Source organism: Citrobacter sp. U14242, assembly GCF_046555775.1.
Taxonomy (GTDB): domain Bacteria; phylum Pseudomonadota; class Gammaproteobacteria; order Enterobacterales; family Enterobacteriaceae; genus Citrobacter.
The window spans coordinates 93,474-112,338 of sequence record NZ_JBKGLW010000014.1; the positions used below are offsets into that span (position 1 = coordinate 93,474).

Genomic DNA, 18,865 nt, shown 5'->3' on the forward strand with positions numbered 1-18,865 from the left:
TATAAAAGGAATTAGCTATCGAATCTGTGGGTTATTTCGACTATATCTTATCTCTGGTGGTGTATATCGTAGTCAGAACACTGTAAAGGGAGCATATAGATGAGCATGTCCGACGATAGCCATAACGCATCAACTGCCGGTAAGTGTCCTTTTCATCAGGGCGGTCACGATCAGAGCGCGGGAGCAGGAACGAACAACCGCGACTGGTGGCCTAATCAACTCCGTGTAGATTTGCTGAACCAACATTCCAACCGTTCGAACCCGCTGGGCGAGGACTTCAACTACCGCAAAGAATTTAGCAAACTCGACTATTCTGCCCTGAAAGGGGATCTCAGAGCCCTTCTGTCCGAATCTCAACCGTGGTGGCCTGCCGACTGGGGTACCTATGCCGGTTTATTCATCCGTATGGCATGGCACGGTGCAGGGACTTATCGCTCCATCGATGGACGCGGTGGCGCGGGTCGCGGACAGCAGCGTTTTGCACCACTGAACTCCTGGCCGGACAACGTTAGCCTTGATAAGGCGCGTCGTCTGCTGTGGCCAATCAAGCAGAAATATGGTCAGAAAATTTCCTGGGCCGACCTGTTTATCCTCGCGGGTAACGTGGCGCTGGAAAACTCAGGCTTCCGTACCTTCGGTTTTGGTGCAGGGCGTGAAGATGTCTGGGAACCTGATCTCGACGTAAACTGGGGTGATGAGAAAGCCTGGCTGACTCACCGCCATCCTGAAGAGTTGGCAAAAGCCCCGCTTGGCGCAACCGAGATGGGTCTTATCTATGTTAACCCGGAAGGTCCTGATCACAGTGGTGAACCGCTTTCTGCGGCAGCGGCTATTCGTGCGACCTTCGGTAATATGGGGATGAACGACGAAGAAACCGTGGCGCTGATTGGTGGTGGTCATACGTTGGGCAAAACCCACGGTGCAGCACCAGCATCCCATGTTGGTCCTGATCCGGAATCCGCACCAATTGAAGCGCAGGGACTGGGCTGGGCCAGCAGCTATGGCAGCGGCTCGGGTGCAGATGCCATCACCTCTGGCCTGGAAGTCGTCTGGACGCAGACTCCGACCCAGTGGAGCAACTATTTCTTCGAGAACCTGTTCAAATATGAGTGGGTGCAGACTCGCAGCCCGGCAGGCGCGATTCAATTTGAAGCGGTTGACGCACCGGAGATTATCCCCGATCCGTTTGATCCGTCTAAAAAACGTAAGCCAACAATGCTGGTCACCGACCTGACCTTGCGCTTTGATCCTGAGTTCGAGAAGATCTCCCGTCGTTTCCTTAACGATCCGCAAGCGTTCAACGAAGCCTTTGCCCGTGCGTGGTTTAAACTGACGCACCGTGATATGGGGCCGAAAGCTCGTTACATCGGACCGGAAGTCCCGCAAGAAGATCTGATTTGGCAGGACCCCCTGCCGCATGCGTTCTTCAACCCAAGCGAAGAAGACATTCTTAACCTGAAGGCGACCATCGCAGCTTCCGGGCTTTCTGTTAGTGAGTTGGTATCGGTGGCGTGGGCTTCCGCATCGACTTTCCGTGGCGGTGACAAACGTGGTGGCGCGAACGGTGCTCGCCTGGCGCTGGCACCTCAACGCGGCTGGGATGTGAATGCGACTGCGGCCCGTGTTCTGCCTGTGCTGGAAGGTATTTATAAATCTGCTCATACCGCCTCGTTGGCCGACATTATCGTGCTGGCCGGTGTGGTCGGTGTTGAGAAAGCAGCAAGCGCGGCGGGTGTTAACATCACTGTACCTTTTGTTCCGGGCCGCGTAGATGCGCGTCAGGACCAAACCGATATTGAGATGTTTGAGTTGCTGGAGCCAATTGCAGATGGTTTCCGTAACTATCGTGCCCGTCCTGACGTGTCGACCACCGAGTCGTTACTGATCGATAAAGCGCAGCAGTTGACTCTCACTGCACCGGAAATGACCGTACTGGTAGGTGGGATGCGCGTACTGGGCGCCAACTTCGATGGTAGTCAGCATGGCGTCTTTACCGATCGCCCAGGCGTGCTCAGCAATGACTTCTTCGTCAACCTGCTGGATATGCGTAACGAATGGAAAGCGACTGACGAATCGAAAGAAGTATTTGAAGGTCGTGACCGTCTGAACGGTGAAGTGAAATACACCGCAACCCGCGCCGACCTGGTGTTTGGCTCTAACTCAGTGCTGCGAGCGCTGGCAGAAGTTTATGCCTGCAGCGATGCTCACGAGAAGTTCGTGAAGGACTTTGTCGCGGCATGGGTGAAAGTGATGAACCTGGACCGTTTCGATCTGTTGTAACAGAAAATGCCGGATGGCGTTTGTGCGCGTCCGGTATGGTATGAATAAAAAATCCCCGCGATTGCGGGGATTTTTTATTGGCAGGTTATTCCCACTCTTGCAGGTAACGTTGACCGTACTGATCCGCGACCAGCAGCGCGGCATAAACCTGGTCCGGCGTGGCGCCACCGGGCATATTATGAATAGTTTCGCCTTCGGCACAGGCTGCTTCGGCCACAATGCGCATTTTGGCTGGAATGTCCTGCTTGATGTCCAGTTGAGCAAGGGTGATCGGCAGACCAACGGAATGACACAGAGCTGCGGCGGTTTCAAGTTCTTCTACCGGCGCGTTTTCCAGTACTAACTGCGTTAACGTACCGAACGCCACTTTCTCACCATGATAGTAATGGTGTGCATCCGGGATTGCCGTCAGACCATTGTGAATGGCGTGTGCTGCAGCCAGGCCGCCACTCTCAAAACCGACACCGCTCAAATAAGTATTGGCTTCAATGATACGCTCCAGCGCCGGAGTGACTACATGTTGCTCCGCGGCCAGCATGGCTTTCTCGCCCTCTTCAAGCAGCGTGTTGTAGCACAGCTCAGCCAATGCCAGTGCAGCCTGAGTACATTGGCCTCCCGCCATGGTGGTTGCACCGCTGCGTGAACAGGCGCGAGCTTCAAACCAGGTCGCCAGTGCGTCGCCGATGCCTGCAGCTAGCAGACGCGCAGGAGCGCCTGCCACGATTTTAGTATCGACAATGACCCTGTCCGGGTTGTTAGGCAGCAGCAGATAGCGGTCAAATTCGCCCGCATCGGTGTAAATGACCGACAGCGCGCTGCAGGGGGCATCGGTAGAGGCAATTGTTGGCGCAATGGCGACCGGTACACCCATAAAGTGAGCCAGCGCTTTGGCGGTATCCAGCGTTTTACCGCCGCCAATACCGAGTACCGCGCCGCACTGCGCTTTTTCTGCCATGCCGCGCAGACGGTCGATTTCATTCTGTGAACATTCGCCGCCAAACGGAGCGATTTCCAGTGACAACCCTGCGTCCTGGAAGCTTTTTTCCAGAGCGGGTTGCGCAAAGCCTAAAACAAATTTGTCTCCAACGACCAGCCAGCGTTCAGCCAGCGGTTTGAGATAGCTGCCAAGACGGGTAATAACATCGGCACCCTGGATGTATTTACCCGGTGATTGAATAATGTGATCCATACGTTATCTCCTTAAAGAGTGATACGACCAAATGCGTTGTTCCAGTCTTGCTCAAACTTCTCTATAGCTGACTCTACCGCAGGGGTATTGAGCATTTGTTGCGCTACATCTAATGGCAGAGTGATTGCTTCACATCCAGCCAGTAAGCAATCCAGCGCCTGGCGCGGTGTTTTAAAGCTCGCCGCCAGCACCTTACTGTTTGGCGCATGCAGCTCCAGCAATGTTTGCAACTCCTGTACCGTACGGATACCGTCACCGCCCTGGGCGTCAACGCGGTTCACATAAGGCGCGACATATTTTGCTCCTGCCAGCGCGGCCAGTAGCCCCTGAGAGGCACTGTATACGGCGGTTCCCAGAGTGGTAATGCCCTCTTTTTTCAGAATTTTGATCGCTGCCAGACCTTCGGATGTCACCGGAATTTTGACCACGATACCCGGCACGGCGTGGCTCAGGCGCTTAGCCTCTTCCACCATGCCTTGCGCATCACGACTCATGGTCTGAGCGAACAGGATGCCGTCTTTGCCGATAGCGTTTTGCAGACGCGGCAGCACATCCCAGATGGGCTCTTTACTTGCCGCCACGATGCTCGGGTTGGTGGTGACGCCAGCAATAGGAAAGATGCGTGCCAGACGTTCGACTTCAGTCACGTTGGCGGTATCCAGATACAGTTCCATATAAATACCCTCTTAAAGTTCAAGCTCGTGTTGCAGCAGGCTGGCGATAGCATCGGCAGATTCAGCGTTAACCAGTGCGCTACGGAATGCTTCATGCATAATGCGGCGCGCCAGGCGAGAGAAAATACGCATATGCTGGTCGCCAGCGGCGTGTTTGTTGAGTGTCAGCATGATGATGAATTGCGCATCGTCATCACCCCAGCGCACCGGTGCTTTCAGGCGCGCTACGCTAATTGTGGATTGTTCAATGTGTTCAGATTTGCTGTGTGGAATGGCGAAGCTAAAGCCTAGTCCGGTAGAGAATACCGCTTCGCGTGCCCATAGATCGGCTTCCAGTTTGCGCGGGTAACGGCAGCGGTTTGCCAGCAGCAAGTTGTCGGTCATCCCTTTGATGACTTCTTCTTTGCTACGCCAGTCGCAATCCAGAGCGATGCATTGTGCGGTAACCAGCGGAGCATCTTGTTGAGCCATCCGGAACTGAGCCAGTAGATGTTCCACTTCCAGAGAGGTGCGGCAAGCCATCGCCTGATTCAGTAACTGGCGGCAGGCGCGGCTGTCGAGTTGCGCCATCCTCGCTTTGGCGGTGGGAATGGATGGCGCGCTCATGCTGATTTCATCTAATCCCAGGCCGGCCAGCAGTGGCAGTACCGATCCTTTAGCACCGAGCTCACCACACAGACCAATCCACTTACCCTGACGATGTACGGCCTGTACCGCGAAATCGAGTGCGCGCAGGAACGCAGGGTTTAGGCTGTTGTAGTGACGCGTAACTTTGGCGTTGTCGCGATCGACCGCCAGCAGGTACTGGGTCAGGTCGTTGCTACCAATACTGAAGAAATCAATCTCTTCGCAACACTGATCAATAATGAACATGACTGACGGTACTTCCAGCATGATGCCGAGCTGGATCTTCTCATCAAACGGGATGTGTTCATTACGTAGCTGCTGTTTGGCTTCGGCCAGTTTCTCTTTGACCCACAAGATCTCTTCCATTGAGGAGATCATTGGGATCATGATTTTCAGGCTGCCGTGCGCGGAGGCACGAAGGATTGCCCGGAGCTGCGTAGTAAACAGCGAAGCGTACTCTTCATAAATACGGACTGCGCGATAACCGAGAAACGGGTTCGCTTCGGCTGGAATATTCAGGTAATCAACGGGCTTATCACCACCGATGTCCATGGTTCGCACAATAATGCTGCGCCCTTGCGCAGACTCCAGTGCCTGACAAAAAATGTTGTATAGCTCGCGCTCACCAGGGGCGCTGATGCGGTCCATATACAGCATTTCTGTACGGAACAGACCGACAGCTTCTGCGCCGTTGCCAAAAGCGGCCTGTGCTTCCACTGAATGGGCAATGTTGGCGGCAACCTCCATACGTATACCATCCGCAGTGCGGGCTTCCTGAGTCAGCCAAATACGCTGTTGTTTGCGCAAAGCGTCCTGTACGCGGGCTTCCTGTTGGTAGTAGCGGGCAACGGGCTCAGTCGGTGCGACGACAATCGCGCCAGCGTTGCCGTCGATGTAGGCTGTTTGTTGTTGCCACGGCGTTAAGGTTTCAATGTTCACGCCCACCAGCGTGGGAATGTTGAATGAGCGGGCAAGGATAACCGTATGGGAAGTGGTGCCGCCGCTTTTTAGCAACAAACCTTTAAGGAACGTCTTATCCAGTTCGAGGAACTGGCTGGGGGTAAGTTCATCAGCCATGCAAATAGCAGGTTGAGTGAGTTTGCCCGGCACAGGGAAGCGTTGTTCACCATAAATTTGCTGCAGGAGCTGGAAGCAGACGTCGCGTACGTCCAGCGCGCGTTCTTGTAAATAACTGCTGCTGGAGCGGGTGAACTGATCGCAGAAGTGGTTGGCGCTTTCGACTATCGCCTGAGCACAACTTAAACCACGTGAAACACCGGTCAGCAAATGTTGACGCAGGGAGGTGTCACCTGCCAGTGAGCGGTGAGCCTCCAGAATCGCACTGGTGGTGCCATCACTGTCGAGCAGGCGGAACTCGATATTTTTCATCAACAACGTTAAGCCGTTATCGAGCATAGATTGCTCGACTTCCACATCATTGGCTGCGGGGAGATCGTCAAGTGCATTGAGATCCAGTGAAGAGAGAAGCGTCAGAGTGCCACCCGCACTGCCGCTGCAAACCGTTCTGGCGCGGAAAAACTGGGGATTAAGATTCGTTAGCGAAGCCGGAAGCGGCTCCAGTTCACTGTTTTTGACCTCCGCCAGTGGGGCGTCACAGTGTGGAAATTCATCGCGCAACCATTGGCTCAGACGCTGGTGAGCAGCCTGCTCATCTGCGCCAGAAATCCGCAGTTGGCAGGTGTCACCAGCCAGCGTGTCAGTACCAATTAGCGCCAGCGCGCTTTTGGCATTGCCCATACGGGCAGTGCGCAGATTATGCCACTCAATGTGTGAGGTAAAGCTGTTACACAGCGTTTCAACGTGGCTTGCCGGACGGGCGTGTACGCCATTGGGTAGCTCACAGGTAAATTCCACAATCAGGGCCATAGCCTCTCTCCCATAACGATTTCTGCTTACAGAATAAAAGGGCAATACCTGATCCTGCCATGTGACAAATCTGCCAAAAGCTGGACAAATGTAATGTAAGCATCAAAGTGGGACATGTCTCACAAGTCGATATGTACCAATTAAATTCTGACATTGTGCAAGTTATGAGGCGGATCGCATTTTTGTTCTGACATTACAAAAATCCAGTAAATGGCCTTTTTATCCACTGTCTGTGCTGCGTCGGATTGCCTATTGTTTCCGCAACAACATTATGGATATGGGCTTCAAACAGCCCGGGAGCGACTTATGAAAGAGTTGGTGCAGATCCTGAAAAACACCCGTCAGCATCTGATGACCGGTGTTTCGCATATGATCCCCTTCGTCGTAGCGGGCGGTATTTTACTGGCGGTCTCCGTCATGCTGTATGGCAAGGGGGCGGTCCCGGATGTTGCGACCGATCCCAATCTCAAGAAGCTTTTTGATATCGGTGTTGCAGGGTTGACCCTGATGGTGCCTTTTCTCGCTGCGTACATCGGCTATTCCATTGCTGAGCGCTCTGCGCTGGCACCCTGTGCAATTGGCGCCTGGGTAGGTAACAGCTTTGGTGCCGGATTCTTCGGTGCGCTGATTGCCGGGATCATCGGCGGTATTGTGGTGCATTACCTGAAGAAGATCCCTGTGCATAAAGTGTTGCGCTCGGTAATGCCCATCTTTGTTATTCCTATTGTCGGCACCTTTATTACTGCGGGCGTCATGATGTGGGGACTGGGTGAACCGGTCGGTGCGTTAACCGCCAGTCTGACCCAGTGGTTGCAGGGGATGCAGCAGGGCAGTGTCGTGATGCTAGCGGTCATTATGGGTCTGATGCTGGCCTTTGATATGGGCGGGCCGATTAACAAGGTTGCCTATGCGTTCATGCTGATTTGCGTGGCACAGGGGGTTTATACCGTGGTGGCGATTGCTGCTGTGGGCATCTGCGTTCCGCCGCTGGGCTTAGGGCTGGCGACACTGATTGGACGCAAAAACTATTCTTCCGAAGAACGTGAAGCCGGTAAAGCGGCGCTGGTAATGGGTTGTGTTGGCGTGACTGAAGGCGCCATTCCTTTCGCAGCCGCTGACCCACTGCGTGTCATCCCATCCATTATGTTGGGCTCAGTTTGCGGTGCGGTAACGGCTGCGCTGTTCGGTGCGCAGTGTTACGCCGGTTGGGGTGGATTGATTGTTCTGCCCGTTGTGGAAGGAAAACTGGGGTATATCGTGGCAGTTGCGGTGGGGGCTGTGGTAACGGCGGTCTGCGTTAACGTGCTGAAAAGCCTGGCACGGAAGAAAGAGTCTCCGGTTGACAAGAAAGAAGACGACCTGGATTTGGATTTTGAAATAAATTAAGTGAGGAATGAGCCATGACGAAGATTATCGCAGTAACAGCATGTCCTTCTGGCGTTGCACACACCTATATGGCCGCCGAAGCGCTGGAGAGCGCAGCTAAGGCCAGGGGGTGGGAAGTAAAAGTTGAGACTCAGGGCTCAATTGGTCTGGAAAACGAACTAACCGCAGCGGATGTGGCGGATGCAGATATGGTGATTCTGACTAAAGATATCGGCATCAAGTTTGAGGAGCGTTTTGTGGGGAAAACCATTGTTCGCGTCAACATTAGCGATGCGGTAAAACGCGCTGATGCCATCATGAACAAGATTGACGCACATCTGACGCAAACTGCGTAACGTTATATCCCAGGGAGCCTGCCTCATGACGAATCGTATCCAACGACTCAAAACAGCGCTGTTTCAACATCCCCGTGAAATCTCACTTGAGCGTGCGCAGCTGTATACCGCCAGCCATCAACAGACGGAGGGGGAGCCGGTTATTTTGCGTCGGGCTAAAGCAACCGCGTATATCCTTGAGCATGTTGAGATTTCGATTCGTGATGAAGAATTGATTGCCGGAAACCGTACCGTCAAACCGCGCGCGGGCATTATCTCGCCTGAGATGGATCCTTACTGGCTGCTCAAAGAACTGGATCAGTTCCCGACGCGTCCGCAGGACCGTTTTAATATCAGTGAAGAAGATAAACGAATATACCGTGACGTCCTGTTTCCGTACTGGGAACAGCGGTCGATGAAAGATTTCATTAATGGGCAAATGACTGATGAGGTAAAGGAAGCTGTCAGCACGCAGATTTTTAGCGTAAACCAGACGGACAAAGGGCAGGGGCATATCATTATTGATTATCCGCGTCTGCTGAACCACGGATTGGGTGAACTGGTGTCGCAGATGCAGGCACTCTGTCAGCAAGAGCCGGATAACCATTTTTACCAGGCGGCGTTGTTGCTACTTGAGGCTTCGCGAAGCCACATTCAACGTTATGCCACCCTGGCTGAGAAGATGGCGGAAAGCTGCCCGGATGCGCATCGTCGCCAGGAACTGCTCGCTATTGCCGCTAATTCTCGTCACAACATGCAGCATAAGCCGCAAACCTTCTGGCAGGCGTGCCAGTTGTTCTGGTACATGAATATCATTCTGCAGTATGAGTCCAATGCCAGTTCGCTCTCTCTGGGGCGTTTTGACCAGTATATGCTGCCGTTCTACCAGGCTTCTCTGACCCAGGGCGAAGATCCAGCCTTCTTAAAAGAGCTGCTCGAATCGCTATGGGTGAAATGCAATGACATCGTGCTGCTGCGTTCCACCAGCAGTGCTCGCTACTTCGCAGGGTTCCCGACAGGGTATACCGCATTGCTCGGTGGGTTGACGGAAAGCGGGCGCAGTGCGGTAAACGTGCTCTCTTTCCTCTGTCTTGACGCTTACCAGAGCGTGCAACTACCACAGCCAAATCTTGGTGTTCGCACCAATGCGTTGATTGATAAGCCATTCCTGATGAAAACGGCGGAAACCATCCGCCTGGGAACCGGCATTCCGCAAGTCTTTAATGATGAAGTGGTGGTCCCTGCTTTTCTGAACCGGGGCGTATCGCTGGAAGATGCACGGGATTACGCGGTGGTAGGGTGTGTGGAGCTGTCGATTCCGGGAAAAACCTACGGTCTACATGATATTGCCATGTTTAACCTGCTGAAAGTGATGGAAATCAGCCTGTATGAGAACGAAGGCAACCACGAGCTGACGTACGAAAGCTTACTGGCGCACATTCGCACCAAAATCAGCCACTACATTACCCTAATGGTAGAGGGCAGTAATATTTGCGATATCGGGCATCGTGATTGGGCACCGGTGCCGTTGCTCTCCTCGTTTATCAGTGATTGTCTCGATAAAGGGTGTGATATTACCGACGGCGGCGCGCGTTATAACTTCTCCGGTGTACAGGGGATTGGTATCGCCAACCTGAGCGACTCGCTGCATGCGCTGAACGGGCTGGTATTCGTTCAGCAGCGCTTAAATTTTGACGAACTGCTGTCAGTATTAAAGAGCAATTTCGCCACACCGGAAGGCGAGAAAATTCGTGCCAGGCTGATTAACCGCTTCGAGAAATACGGCAACGATATTGATGATGTGGATAACATCAGCGCTGAACTGCTACGCCACTACTGTAAAGAGGTGGAAAAATACCGGAACCCGCGTGGTGGGCAGTTTACGCCTGGTTCATATACCGTATCTGCACACGTACCGCTGGGGGCGGTGGTTGGGGCCACGCCGGATGGGCGTTTTGCCGGGGAGCAACTGGCGGACGGGGGGTTATCGCCGATGCCTGGCCAGGATAGGCAGGGACCAACGGCGGTGCTGAAATCGGTCAGTAAGCTGGATAACACGTTGCTTTCGAATGGTACGTTACTGAACGTGAAGTTCACGCCAGCCACGCTGGAAGGTGAGGCTGGTTTGCGCAAGCTTGCCGATTTTCTGCGCGCATTTACCCAGCTCAAGCTCCAGCATATCCAGTTCAATGTGGTGAACGCAGGGACGTTGCGGGAAGCGCAGCAGCGCCCGCAGGACTTCGCCGGGCTGGTGGTTCGCGTGGCGGGCTACAGCGCCTTCTTTGTCGAGCTGTCGAAGGAGATTCAGGATGACATTATTCGCCGCACCGCGCATCAACTGTGAGGTTGTGGGGACGCACGGCGAAGAGGTTGCGCGCATTTTCAACATTCAGCGCTATTCGCTGAATGACGGCCAGGGAATTCGCACTGTCGTCTTTTTTAAAGGCTGCCCGCATACCTGTCCGTGGTGCGCCAACCCTGAATCACTCTCCCCGCGTATTGAAACGGTGCGGCGGGAGAGTAAATGCCTGCACTGTGCGACGTGTCTGCGTGACGCTGATGAATGCCCTTCGGGCGCGTTTGAGCGCATTGGTCGTGAGATCACCCTCGATGCACTGGAATGCGAGGTGATGAAAGATGATATTTTCTTTCGTACCTCCGGCGGCGGGGTGACGCTTTCGGGCGGTGAAGTGCTGATGCAGGCACCTTTTGCCATCCGATTTTTACAGCGCCTGCGGCATAACGGTGTTCATTGTGCTATTGAAACGGCAGGGGACGCCCCAGCCAGTCGCCTGCTGCCGTTGGCAAAATTATGCGATGAAGTTCTCTTCGATCTCAAAATTTTGGATGAGCGTCAGGCTCGCGAGGTGATAAATATGAATCTGTCTCGTGTACTGGCGAATTTACAGCTATTAGTCAGTGAGGGCGTCAATGTGATCCCCCGTCTACCGCTGATTCCAGGCTTTACGCTCAGCATGGAGAACATGCAGCGTGCGCTGACGTTATTGTCATCATTAGATATAAAGCAAGTACATCTGCTACCGTTTCACCAGTATGGCGAGCCGAAATATCGCCTGCTTGGGCAGCAGTGGTCGATGAAGGATGTGTCCGCCCCGTCAGCACAAGAGGTGGCGACGTTGCGTAAGATGGCAGAAGACGCCGGATTTCAGGTAACCGTGGGAGGTTGATATGGCAGTCGCATCTGTTCGATATCTGGTTGCAGTGACCGCTTGCGTCAGCGGCGTCGCACATACCTATATGGCTGCTGAGCGGCTGGAAAAACTGTGTCAGCAGGATAAGTGGAATATCAAGATTGAAACCCAAGGGGCACTCGGTACAGAGAATCGTCTGACGGAAGAGGATATTAGCCGCGCTGATGTGGTGCTGTTGATTACCGATATCGAGCTGGCAGGCGCTGAGCGATTTGCTCAAAGCCGTTACGTCCAGTCGGGAATTAGTGCTTTTTTACGCGAACCCCAGCGGGTGATGAGTGCCGTGCGTAAACTGCTTTCGGCACCGCAACATACTCATCTTATTCTGGAATGACCTTCTTTTCCGTTAACTGGCTGTGATATTGCCGACGATACTCTGAGGGGGAGCGCTCGGTATTTTTACGAAACAGGCGGCAGAAATAATTGCTGTCGACAAACCCGCAGGTGTGCGCCACTTCTTTAACCTTCAGGTCGTAGCCCTTCAGCAGTGCCTTTGCGTGTTCCAGCCGCGTATGATTCAGATATTCATTAAAGCCGATGGTCCCTGTTTTTTGAAATAGGTGCGAGAGATAATTCGGCGAAATATAGAACGCCTGAGCCACGGATTCCCGTGTGAGCGGCGAGGCGTAACGTTCGTCAATATAGTCACGAATGGCTTCAAAAAGTGCCTGGCTGCGTGATGCCGTCTGAATCTGACTTCCCAGCAGGTCGCGGCAATGGCTGAGCAGGCTGGCAACAATCAACCTTGCCGTTTGTTGCTCCTGAGGCTGCATCTGCATTTCATTGAGTGTTTGCAGCAGGAATGAGCCGATACGCGGTCCACGCCGTGCGACATGTTGCTTCGTGAGGTTTTGATACTGCTTGCCATCCCACCGAACGATGCTGAAACCTAATTGCTGTTTACCGAACAGGATGCTGAGTGTGACGACTGGTGCTTGCCATTGCGGGAAGTTCCAGCCACCTGCCGGGACGTACAGAACATCATAAGGCGTTAACATGGCGGGTGCGCCTGCAACGCCGTTATCGGTGAATTCACCTTCCAGCACAATCTCCAGCCGGGGGAAGTCAACCTGATACGCCAGCTCAGGCGTTGAGGTGCTGGTGCTGGCAAAGTAAACCTGGCGCAGCTGTGTGGGGCCGTTAATCAGGCGAGAGAGCAGATGACTGACGTCGTGATACATGTTAATCCCTTGCAGGCAGCAGACAGGGAAACAGTAACCGTCATCATAAAAAAAGGCCACTCTTAAAGAGTGGCCTGAGAGGACGTTACTGATTCCCGATTTGATCGCCGTAAGGCAGAGTATCGTAATCAATCAGGGCGTTTTTCTTGTACGGATTACCAATCCAGCGGGTCGTCTCTTTGAACTCCGGGCTGGTAATGGAACGGGTCGGATCGAAACCGTCGTACGTAAAGCCAGCCAAATCTGACCAGGTATGGATAAGTTCAGAGCTGCTGTACTTACGATTAACGTCCTGTGAGAAGTCGCGTGGGTGCGCAGCCTGCCATTTTTCAGACGTCCACAGCAGGAACGGTACCGTATACATATGGCGCGTTGGGCTATCCTCATTGCGGCCCTGCGTTTTATGTGGCGGCGTGTCATACACTTCTTCACCATGGTCAGAGAAGTAGAGCAGGAAGCCGTTCGGATCGGTGGCTTTGTAGTCTTTGATCAGGCTGGCAATGATATGGTCGTTATAGACGTTGGCATTGTCATAATCGTTATATGACTCCAGTTCATCACTGCTCAGACCTGCAGGTACGTTCTCGGTATTACCGTCAAACTTACCCTGGCCTTCCGGATAGCGGAATTTGTATTTAATGTGCGTACCCAGCAAGTGAACGATGATGAACTTTTTCGGTGCCGGGTCGGCCATGACTTCTTTAAACGGTGCCAGTACGTTGCTGTCGTATTCACGCGCACTTTGGGTACGCTGCTGGTTCATATAGAACTGCTTGTCTGTCTGCCGGGAAAATACGGTCAGCATGGTGTTACGGGCGGTCATTGTTTGCTGGTTGGTGATCCAGAAAGTTTTATAACCCGCCTGCTTCATCATATTCATCAACGACGGCTGCGTCAGATATAAATCCGGGTTCTTCTCGTTTGCGAAGGTCAGCGCCTGTTGCAGGATTTCAATCGTGTACGGACGTGAGGTCACGACATTATTGAACACGGTGAAGTTTGGATCGGATTTATGCAGCGCATCCAGTTCCGGCGTGGTTTCACGTGGGTAGCCGTACAGGCTCATGCGACCACGTTGAGTTGACTCGCCAATCACCAGCACCAGCGTACGCGGAGCATCACCAGAATTGTCTTTAAAGTTTGCCAGTGGTGGCAATGCGTTGTTCTCATTCAACAGGTTATTTAATGCGGTCAATTGTTGACGGTATTGATAATAACCAGAGATAAACTGCCATGGCGCGGCAGGCTCCATGCGCGATGCAAGGCCGCCCAGCGTTTTCTCAAAAGGCTTATGCTTGATAAACGTATTGACGGTCATTGGGTGCAGAATTAAACCGTACAACAGCGCAAATGACACCAGATAACGCCATGGCGACGGAATATGAACCGGGCGTAAACGTGTCCACAGCAGGATGGCGGTTGCTGTATAGGCCAGTGCGATAAGTACGATCTTGAGACTGAAATATTGGCTCAGATATTCGCGGGCTTCGTTGGCGTTGGTTTCAAACATGACGAACAGAACGCTTTGTGAGAATTCTTGTCCGTAAATAACGTAATAACTCAGCGCGGCCAATGAAGCAGCCCAGAGTGCCACACCAATAACGGCGGCGATAATGCGAATACGGTTCGGGAATAAGAATACCGGGATCAACCACAATGAGCTGAACAGTATTGAGTCGCGTAATCCGTTAGTTCCGCTATAGCCCGTAAAATAAATAATGGCCTGGAGTAAGGTAGAGAAGAACCAAAAATAGAGGAGTGCCCAACCCAGGGCTTTCCAGCTAAATTTGGGTTTAGACTGGAGTTGTAAGGATTGCATAGTGTGAGCCTGTCTTTAATCGTAGCGCCAACGTTAGCGGCTAAACCTTAAGAGGATCTGAAGCAATGCGAGTCGAATATCGCGTTCTGCTAGCAAATGTCCATTGGATGTATAAAATGCAGACAGGAATATATTAAAAATGAGGTGGTTATGACAGCAGTATTTTATGTCACCCTCGCACAATAGCACGAGGGTGACAGGCATAAAAGTTAGCCGGTGTTACGCATACCGGCTGCAACGCCAGCAATTGTCACCATTAGCGCCTGTTCGACGCGTGGGTCTGGTGCATGACCTTGCTCTTCTGCCAGGCGCGAACGATATAATAATTCAGCCTGTAAGACGTTCAGTGGGTCAGTATAAATATTCCTTAACTGAATAGACTCGGCAATCCACGGTAGATCGGCCATCAAATGTGAGTCATTGGCAATTGCCAACACCACATTGATATCAGCTTCCAGACGCTGACGCAGTTCTTCACCCAATGGCCAAAGCTCTTTTTTGACCAGGCGCTGATCGTAGTACTCCGCCAGCCACAGGTCAGCTTTTGAGAACACCATCTCCAGCATGCCAAGACGCGTGGAGAAGAATGGCCAGTCACGGCACATTGCTTCAAGCTCGCTTTGCTTACCGTCTTCAACCACTTTTTGCAGCGCAGTACCTGCACCCAGCCAGGCCGGAAGCATCAGGCGGTTCTGTGTCCAGGCGAAGATCCACGGAATAGCACGCAGAGACTCTACGCCACCGGTCGGGCGACGTTTTGCCGGACGTGAGCCGAGCGGTAACTTGCCCAGTTCCTGCTCGGGTGTTGCGGAACGGAAGTAAGGTACAAAGTCTTTGTTTTCACGAACATACCCACGATAGAGATCGCAGGAGATATCTGAAAGCTCATCCATGATATGACGCCAGCCATCTTTTGGTTCCGGCGGCGGTAACAGGTTAGCTTCCAGAATTGCGGCAGTGTACAGCGACAGGCTGCTGATGGTGACTTCCGGTAGGCCGTATTTGAAGCGGATCATCTCGCCTTGTTCTGTCACGCGCAGGCCGCCTTTAAGGCTACCTGGCGGTTGAGAGAGCAGTGCCGCATGAGCTGGCGCGCCGCCACGACCAATAGAGCCGCCGCGACCGTGGAACAGTGTCAGTTCAATACCGGCTTTTTCGCAGGTTTTGATCAGCGCGTCCTGTGCCTGATATTGCGCCCAGGAAGCCGCCATCACGCCGGCGTCTTTTGCTGAGTCAGAATAGCCAATCATGACCATCTGTTTGCCCTGAATCAGACCGCGATACCAGTCGATATTCAACAACTGAGTCATAACATCGTCAGCATTGTTCAGGTCGTCCAGCGTTTCAAACAGCGGCGCGACCGGCATGGTAAAACCAATGCCCGCTTCTTTCAGCAGCAGGTGAACGGCCAGCACATCCGACGGCGTTTTCGCCATCGAGATAACGTAGGCGGCAATAGAGCCATAAGGCGCTTCGGCAATCACCCGGCAAGTGTCGAGCACTTCGCGGGTTTCGTTACTCGGTTCCCAGCTGCGTGGCAGCAGTGGACGTTTGGAATTCAGCTCGCGGATCAGGAAGGCCTGTTTGTCTGCTTCTGACCAGCTTTCGTAGTCGCCAATTCCCAGATAGCGGGTCAGTTCGCCCAGCGCTTCGGTATGACGGGTGCTTTCCTGACGAATATCGATACGCACCAGCGGAACGCCAAAACATTTCACCCGGCGCAGGGTATCGAGCAGTTCGCCATTGGCGATGATACCCATACCGCAAGCTTGCAGAGACTGGTAACACGCGTATAGCGGTTCCCATAGCTGCTCGTTTTGCGTCAACAGACCGGCAGGTTTCGGTAATTTTTCGCCTTTCAGACGCGCTTCCAGCCAGGCCTGGGTCGTCATCAGACGCGAACGCAGCATCTTCATCAGGTGACGGTAAGGTTCTGCCGCACCTTCTTCACCCACCAGCGCTAACAGTTCCGGCGTGGCATCGACCATTGATAGCTCAGAAACCAGAAACTGGATGTCTTTCAGGAACAGGTCGGTCGCTTTCCAGCGGCTGAGCAGCAGCACATGACGGGTAATATCCGCCGTTACGTTCGGGTTGCCGTCACGGTCACCCCCCATCCAGGAGGTGAATCGGACCGGGACGAAATCGACGGGAAGCTTATAGTTCAGATGCTCTTCCAGCTGTTCGTTCAGCTCACGCAGATAGTTCGGTACACCTTCCCACAGGCTGTTTTCAACCACGGCGAAGCCCCATTTGGCTTCATCAACCGGGCTGGGACGTATTTTACGGATTTCATCCGTATGCCAGGACTGGGCGATTAACTGGCGTAGGCGGCGCATCAACTGGTGACGTTCGTAATCGACGATGTCTTTGTTATCCAGTTGTTTGAGACACGCGTTGACCTCGCCCATTTTATGGATCAACGTACGACGGGTAATTTCGGTCGGGTGGGCGGTCAGTACCAGCTCCAGAGAGAGCGATTCCACGGCTTTTTTGATCGTCGCTTCATCGAGGTTGGGCTGGTCTTTCAGTTTGCGCAGGGTACGAGCAATCACTTCCGGGTTGCTGGCAGCTTCGCCTTTTGGCGAAATGCTGTGGTACTGCTCGGCGGTATTGGCCAGGTTCAGGAACTGACTAAATGCGCGGGCAACGGGCAGCAGCTCGTCGTTGGACAGGTTCTGCAGCGTAGTGAGCAGCTCCTGGCGGTTCGCTTCATTGCCAGCGCGGGATGATTTGGACAGCTTACGGATTGTTTCTACGCGCTCAAGAATGTTCTCTCCCAGCGCATCCTTGATGGTCTCTCCCAGCACTTTGCCGAGCATACTGACATTACTACGCAACGCGGAATATTGTTCGTTCATATTAACCCAGACACCCCATCTTAAATTTATTAGCCCTGTCTCTTTCGGGCTTAACTTTTTTGGCCGTCTTTTATAAAGCCACGTAAAACTCGTGGCGTCAATTGCGGCGAAATCGGTTCAGCAAACGAAAAAATGGCGGGAATTTACGTTATTTAATTCACATCGAACGAAATAAGCGTTGCTTATGTGAATGTTAAAAAAAACGCCCCGCTTACCACCAAAGGATTAGCGAGGCGACGGCGGGTTAATGCCAGCAGAAATGGTGCACAACCTGGGTAATTAATTCGCGGGTTGGCTTAATAAAGCGTGTTTCCAGATATTCATCCGGCTGATGTGCCTGATTAATGGAACCCGGTCCAAGCACCAGCGTCGGGCAAAGTGTCTGGATAAACGGCGCTTCGGTGCAGTAGTTCACCACGTCGGTTTTCTCGCCGAGTAGTTTTTCCACCACCTCGACAAGTTGGTGATCCGGTGGGCATTCGTAACCAGGGATCGGCGGATGCAGCTCGGAAACCGTCAGGCGGCCAGGCCAGCGTTCGCTCACCGGGGCCAGCGCATCGTTGAGTAACCCATTCAGATCGTTAAGTGTCATGCCGGGTAGCGGACGAATATCCATGTGCAGCTCGCAGCAGGCGCAGATACGGTTGGAGGCATCGCCACCGTGCAAACTGCCGAGGTTTAGCGTTGGGTAAGGTACGGTGAATGAATCGTGGTGATAGCGTTTTTTCAGGTCATCGCGCAGCTTCATGATATGGCCGATAGCATCATGCATCAGTTCAATTGCATTCACGCCACGCGCCGGATCGCTGGAATGGCCAGACTGACCCAGCACGCGTACCGCCGTGGAGATATGTCCTTTGTGCGCGCGAATTGGCTGCAGGGACGTTGGCTCACCGATGATTGCGCAATCTGGACGAATCGCAGTGTTTTCAGAGAAGTAGCGTGCGCCCGCCATGCTGGTCTCTTCATCGGCGGTGGCCAGAATGTAGAGCGGCTTCTTCAGTTGTTTCACATCGACATCCCGCAGCGCATCGAGAATAAACGCGAAGAAGCCTTTCATATCCGCCGTGCCCAGACCGTAGAGCTTATTGTCGTGCTCGGTGAGGGTGAAGGGATCGCGCGTCCAACGCCCATCGTCAAACGGCACGGTGTCGGTATGACCGGCGAGCAGCAGTCCACCCGCGCCGGTGCCAGTGCTTGCCAGCATATTGAATTTATTGCGGGTGCCGGGGACCGGTTGTACCTCAACGCTGAAGCCCAAATCTTTGAACCAGTCCGCCAGCAGAGTGATTAAACCTGCATTGCTTTGATCGAGCGCTTCTTCGGTGGCGCTAATCGACGGTGTGGCAATCAGAGCGCGGTAAATCTCGATAAATGGCGGTAAATTGTTTTTCATTGTTGACACACCTCGGGTCATGATAGTATCAATATTCAT

At 53.2% G+C, this 18,865-nt stretch carries 13 protein-coding genes; 6 read left to right on the forward strand and 7 right to left on the reverse strand.

What is annotated here, in order from left to right; translation table 11 throughout:
* The first annotated feature begins 99 nt into the window (after window positions 1-99).
* The gene (gene katG / locus ACLJXE_RS21015) at window positions 100-2,280 is read left to right on the forward strand and encodes a catalase/peroxidase HPI (RefSeq protein WP_286631062.1); all 2,181 of its coding nucleotides are present in this window, start codon (window positions 100-102) and stop codon (window positions 2,278-2,280) included.
* Between the two features lie 85 nt (window positions 2,281-2,365).
* Here katG and ACLJXE_RS21020 read toward each other — a convergent pair whose 3' ends face one another.
* The 3 genes from ACLJXE_RS21020 to ptsP are packed head-to-tail and all read right to left on the reverse strand — an operon-like array spanning window position 2,366 to window position 6,657.
* Window positions 2,366-3,469, reverse strand: a complete 1,104-nt coding sequence (locus ACLJXE_RS21020; protein WP_410751923.1) for a glycerol dehydrogenase — start codon at window positions 3,467-3,469, stop codon at window positions 2,366-2,368.
* A gap of 11 nt (window positions 3,470-3,480) precedes the next feature.
* Window positions 3,481-4,143 carry a fructose-6-phosphate aldolase gene (gene fsa, locus ACLJXE_RS21025; protein WP_410751924.1) on the reverse strand — a complete coding sequence of 221 codons (663 nt, stop codon included), beginning with the start codon at window positions 4,141-4,143 and terminating at the stop codon, window positions 3,481-3,483.
* Between the two features lie 12 nt (window positions 4,144-4,155).
* Window positions 4,156-6,657 (reverse strand): phosphoenolpyruvate--protein phosphotransferase, encoded by a 2,502-nt coding sequence (gene ptsP / locus ACLJXE_RS21030; protein WP_410751925.1) that lies wholly within the window; start codon window positions 6,655-6,657, stop codon window positions 4,156-4,158.
* A 306-nt stretch (window positions 6,658-6,963) separates the two neighbouring features.
* On the opposite strand from ptsP, the gene ACLJXE_RS21035 reads away from it, so the two are divergent.
* From ACLJXE_RS21035 to ACLJXE_RS21055, 5 genes are read left to right on the forward strand one after another with little or no spacing between them, the layout of a single operon-like run.
* Window positions 6,964-8,043 (forward strand): PTS fructose transporter subunit EIIC, encoded by a 1,080-nt coding sequence (locus ACLJXE_RS21035; RefSeq protein WP_410751926.1) that lies wholly within the window; start codon window positions 6,964-6,966, stop codon window positions 8,041-8,043.
* Between the two features lie 14 nt (window positions 8,044-8,057).
* Window positions 8,058-8,378 carry a PTS fructose-like transporter subunit IIB gene (locus ACLJXE_RS21040; RefSeq protein ID WP_410751927.1) on the forward strand — a complete coding sequence of 107 codons (321 nt, stop codon included), beginning with the start codon at window positions 8,058-8,060 and terminating at the stop codon, window positions 8,376-8,378.
* A 25-nt stretch (window positions 8,379-8,403) separates the two neighbouring features.
* Window positions 8,404-10,701, forward strand: a complete 2,298-nt coding sequence (locus tag ACLJXE_RS21045; protein ID WP_410751928.1) for a formate C-acetyltransferase — start codon at window positions 8,404-8,406, stop codon at window positions 10,699-10,701.
* Window positions 10,667-11,545: a [formate-C-acetyltransferase]-activating enzyme gene (locus ACLJXE_RS21050; RefSeq protein WP_410751929.1), complete on the forward strand. Its 879-nt coding sequence runs from the start codon at window positions 10,667-10,669 to the stop codon at window positions 11,543-11,545. Before ACLJXE_RS21045 ends, ACLJXE_RS21050 begins: the two co-directional genes overlap by 35 nt.
* Before the next feature lies 1 nt (window position 11,546).
* Window positions 11,547-11,903, forward strand: coding sequence for a PTS fructose-like transporter subunit IIB (locus ACLJXE_RS21055; RefSeq protein WP_286631070.1), 357 nt, complete (start codon window positions 11,547-11,549; stop codon window positions 11,901-11,903).
* Here the strand turns inward: ACLJXE_RS21055 and ACLJXE_RS21060 are convergent.
* From ACLJXE_RS21060 to argE, 4 genes are all read right to left on the reverse strand, one after another.
* On the reverse strand, window positions 11,890-12,750 hold the full coding sequence (locus ACLJXE_RS21060) for a helix-turn-helix transcriptional regulator (protein ID WP_410751930.1): 861 nt from the start codon (window positions 12,748-12,750) through the stop codon (window positions 11,890-11,892). The genes ACLJXE_RS21055 and ACLJXE_RS21060 overlap by 14 nt on opposite strands.
* Window positions 12,751-12,835: 85 nt before the next feature.
* On the reverse strand, window positions 12,836-14,569 hold the full coding sequence (locus ACLJXE_RS21065; RefSeq protein ID WP_410751931.1) for a phosphoethanolamine transferase CptA: 1,734 nt from the start codon (window positions 14,567-14,569) through the stop codon (window positions 12,836-12,838).
* Window positions 14,570-14,778: 209 nt separating this feature from the next.
* Entirely contained in the window at window positions 14,779-17,430 is a 2,652-nt protein-coding gene (gene ppc, locus ACLJXE_RS21070; RefSeq protein WP_286631073.1) for a phosphoenolpyruvate carboxylase, read from the reverse strand.
* A 244-nt stretch (window positions 17,431-17,674) separates the two neighbouring features.
* A complete protein-coding gene (gene argE, locus ACLJXE_RS21075; protein WP_410751932.1) occupies window positions 17,675-18,826 on the reverse strand; it encodes an acetylornithine deacetylase in 1,152 nt (383 codons plus the stop codon).
* Window positions 18,827-18,865 lie beyond the last annotated feature (39 nt).

Coding starts and splice junctions, on each gene's coding strand:
- ACLJXE_RS21055 (WP_286631070.1), top strand. CDS start 11,547: ATGGCAGTCGCATCTGTTCGATATCTGGTTGCAGTGACCGCTTGCGTC.
- fsa (WP_410751924.1), bottom strand. CDS start 4,143: ATGGAACTGTATCTGGATACCGCCAACGTGACTGAAGTCGAACGTCTG.
- argE (WP_410751932.1), bottom strand. CDS start 18,826: ATGAAAAACAATTTACCGCCATTTATCGAGATTTACCGCGCTCTGATT.
- ACLJXE_RS21050 (WP_410751929.1), top strand. CDS start 10,667: ATGACATTATTCGCCGCACCGCGCATCAACTGTGAGGTTGTGGGGACG.
- ACLJXE_RS21065 (WP_410751931.1), bottom strand. CDS start 14,569: ATGCAATCCTTACAACTCCAGTCTAAACCCAAATTTAGCTGGAAAGCC.
- ACLJXE_RS21045 (WP_410751928.1), top strand. CDS start 8,404: ATGACGAATCGTATCCAACGACTCAAAACAGCGCTGTTTCAACATCCC.
- ACLJXE_RS21060 (WP_410751930.1), bottom strand. CDS start 12,750: ATGTATCACGACGTCAGTCATCTGCTCTCTCGCCTGATTAACGGCCCC.
- ACLJXE_RS21020 (WP_410751923.1), bottom strand. CDS start 3,469: ATGGATCACATTATTCAATCACCGGGTAAATACATCCAGGGTGCCGAT.
- ACLJXE_RS21040 (WP_410751927.1), top strand. CDS start 8,058: ATGACGAAGATTATCGCAGTAACAGCATGTCCTTCTGGCGTTGCACAC.
- ptsP (WP_410751925.1), bottom strand. CDS start 6,657: ATGGCCCTGATTGTGGAATTTACCTGTGAGCTACCCAATGGCGTACAC.
- ACLJXE_RS21035 (WP_410751926.1), top strand. CDS start 6,964: ATGAAAGAGTTGGTGCAGATCCTGAAAAACACCCGTCAGCATCTGATG.
- ppc (WP_286631073.1), bottom strand. CDS start 17,430: ATGAACGAACAATATTCCGCGTTGCGTAGTAATGTCAGTATGCTCGGC.
- katG (WP_286631062.1), top strand. CDS start 100: ATGAGCATGTCCGACGATAGCCATAACGCATCAACTGCCGGTAAGTGT.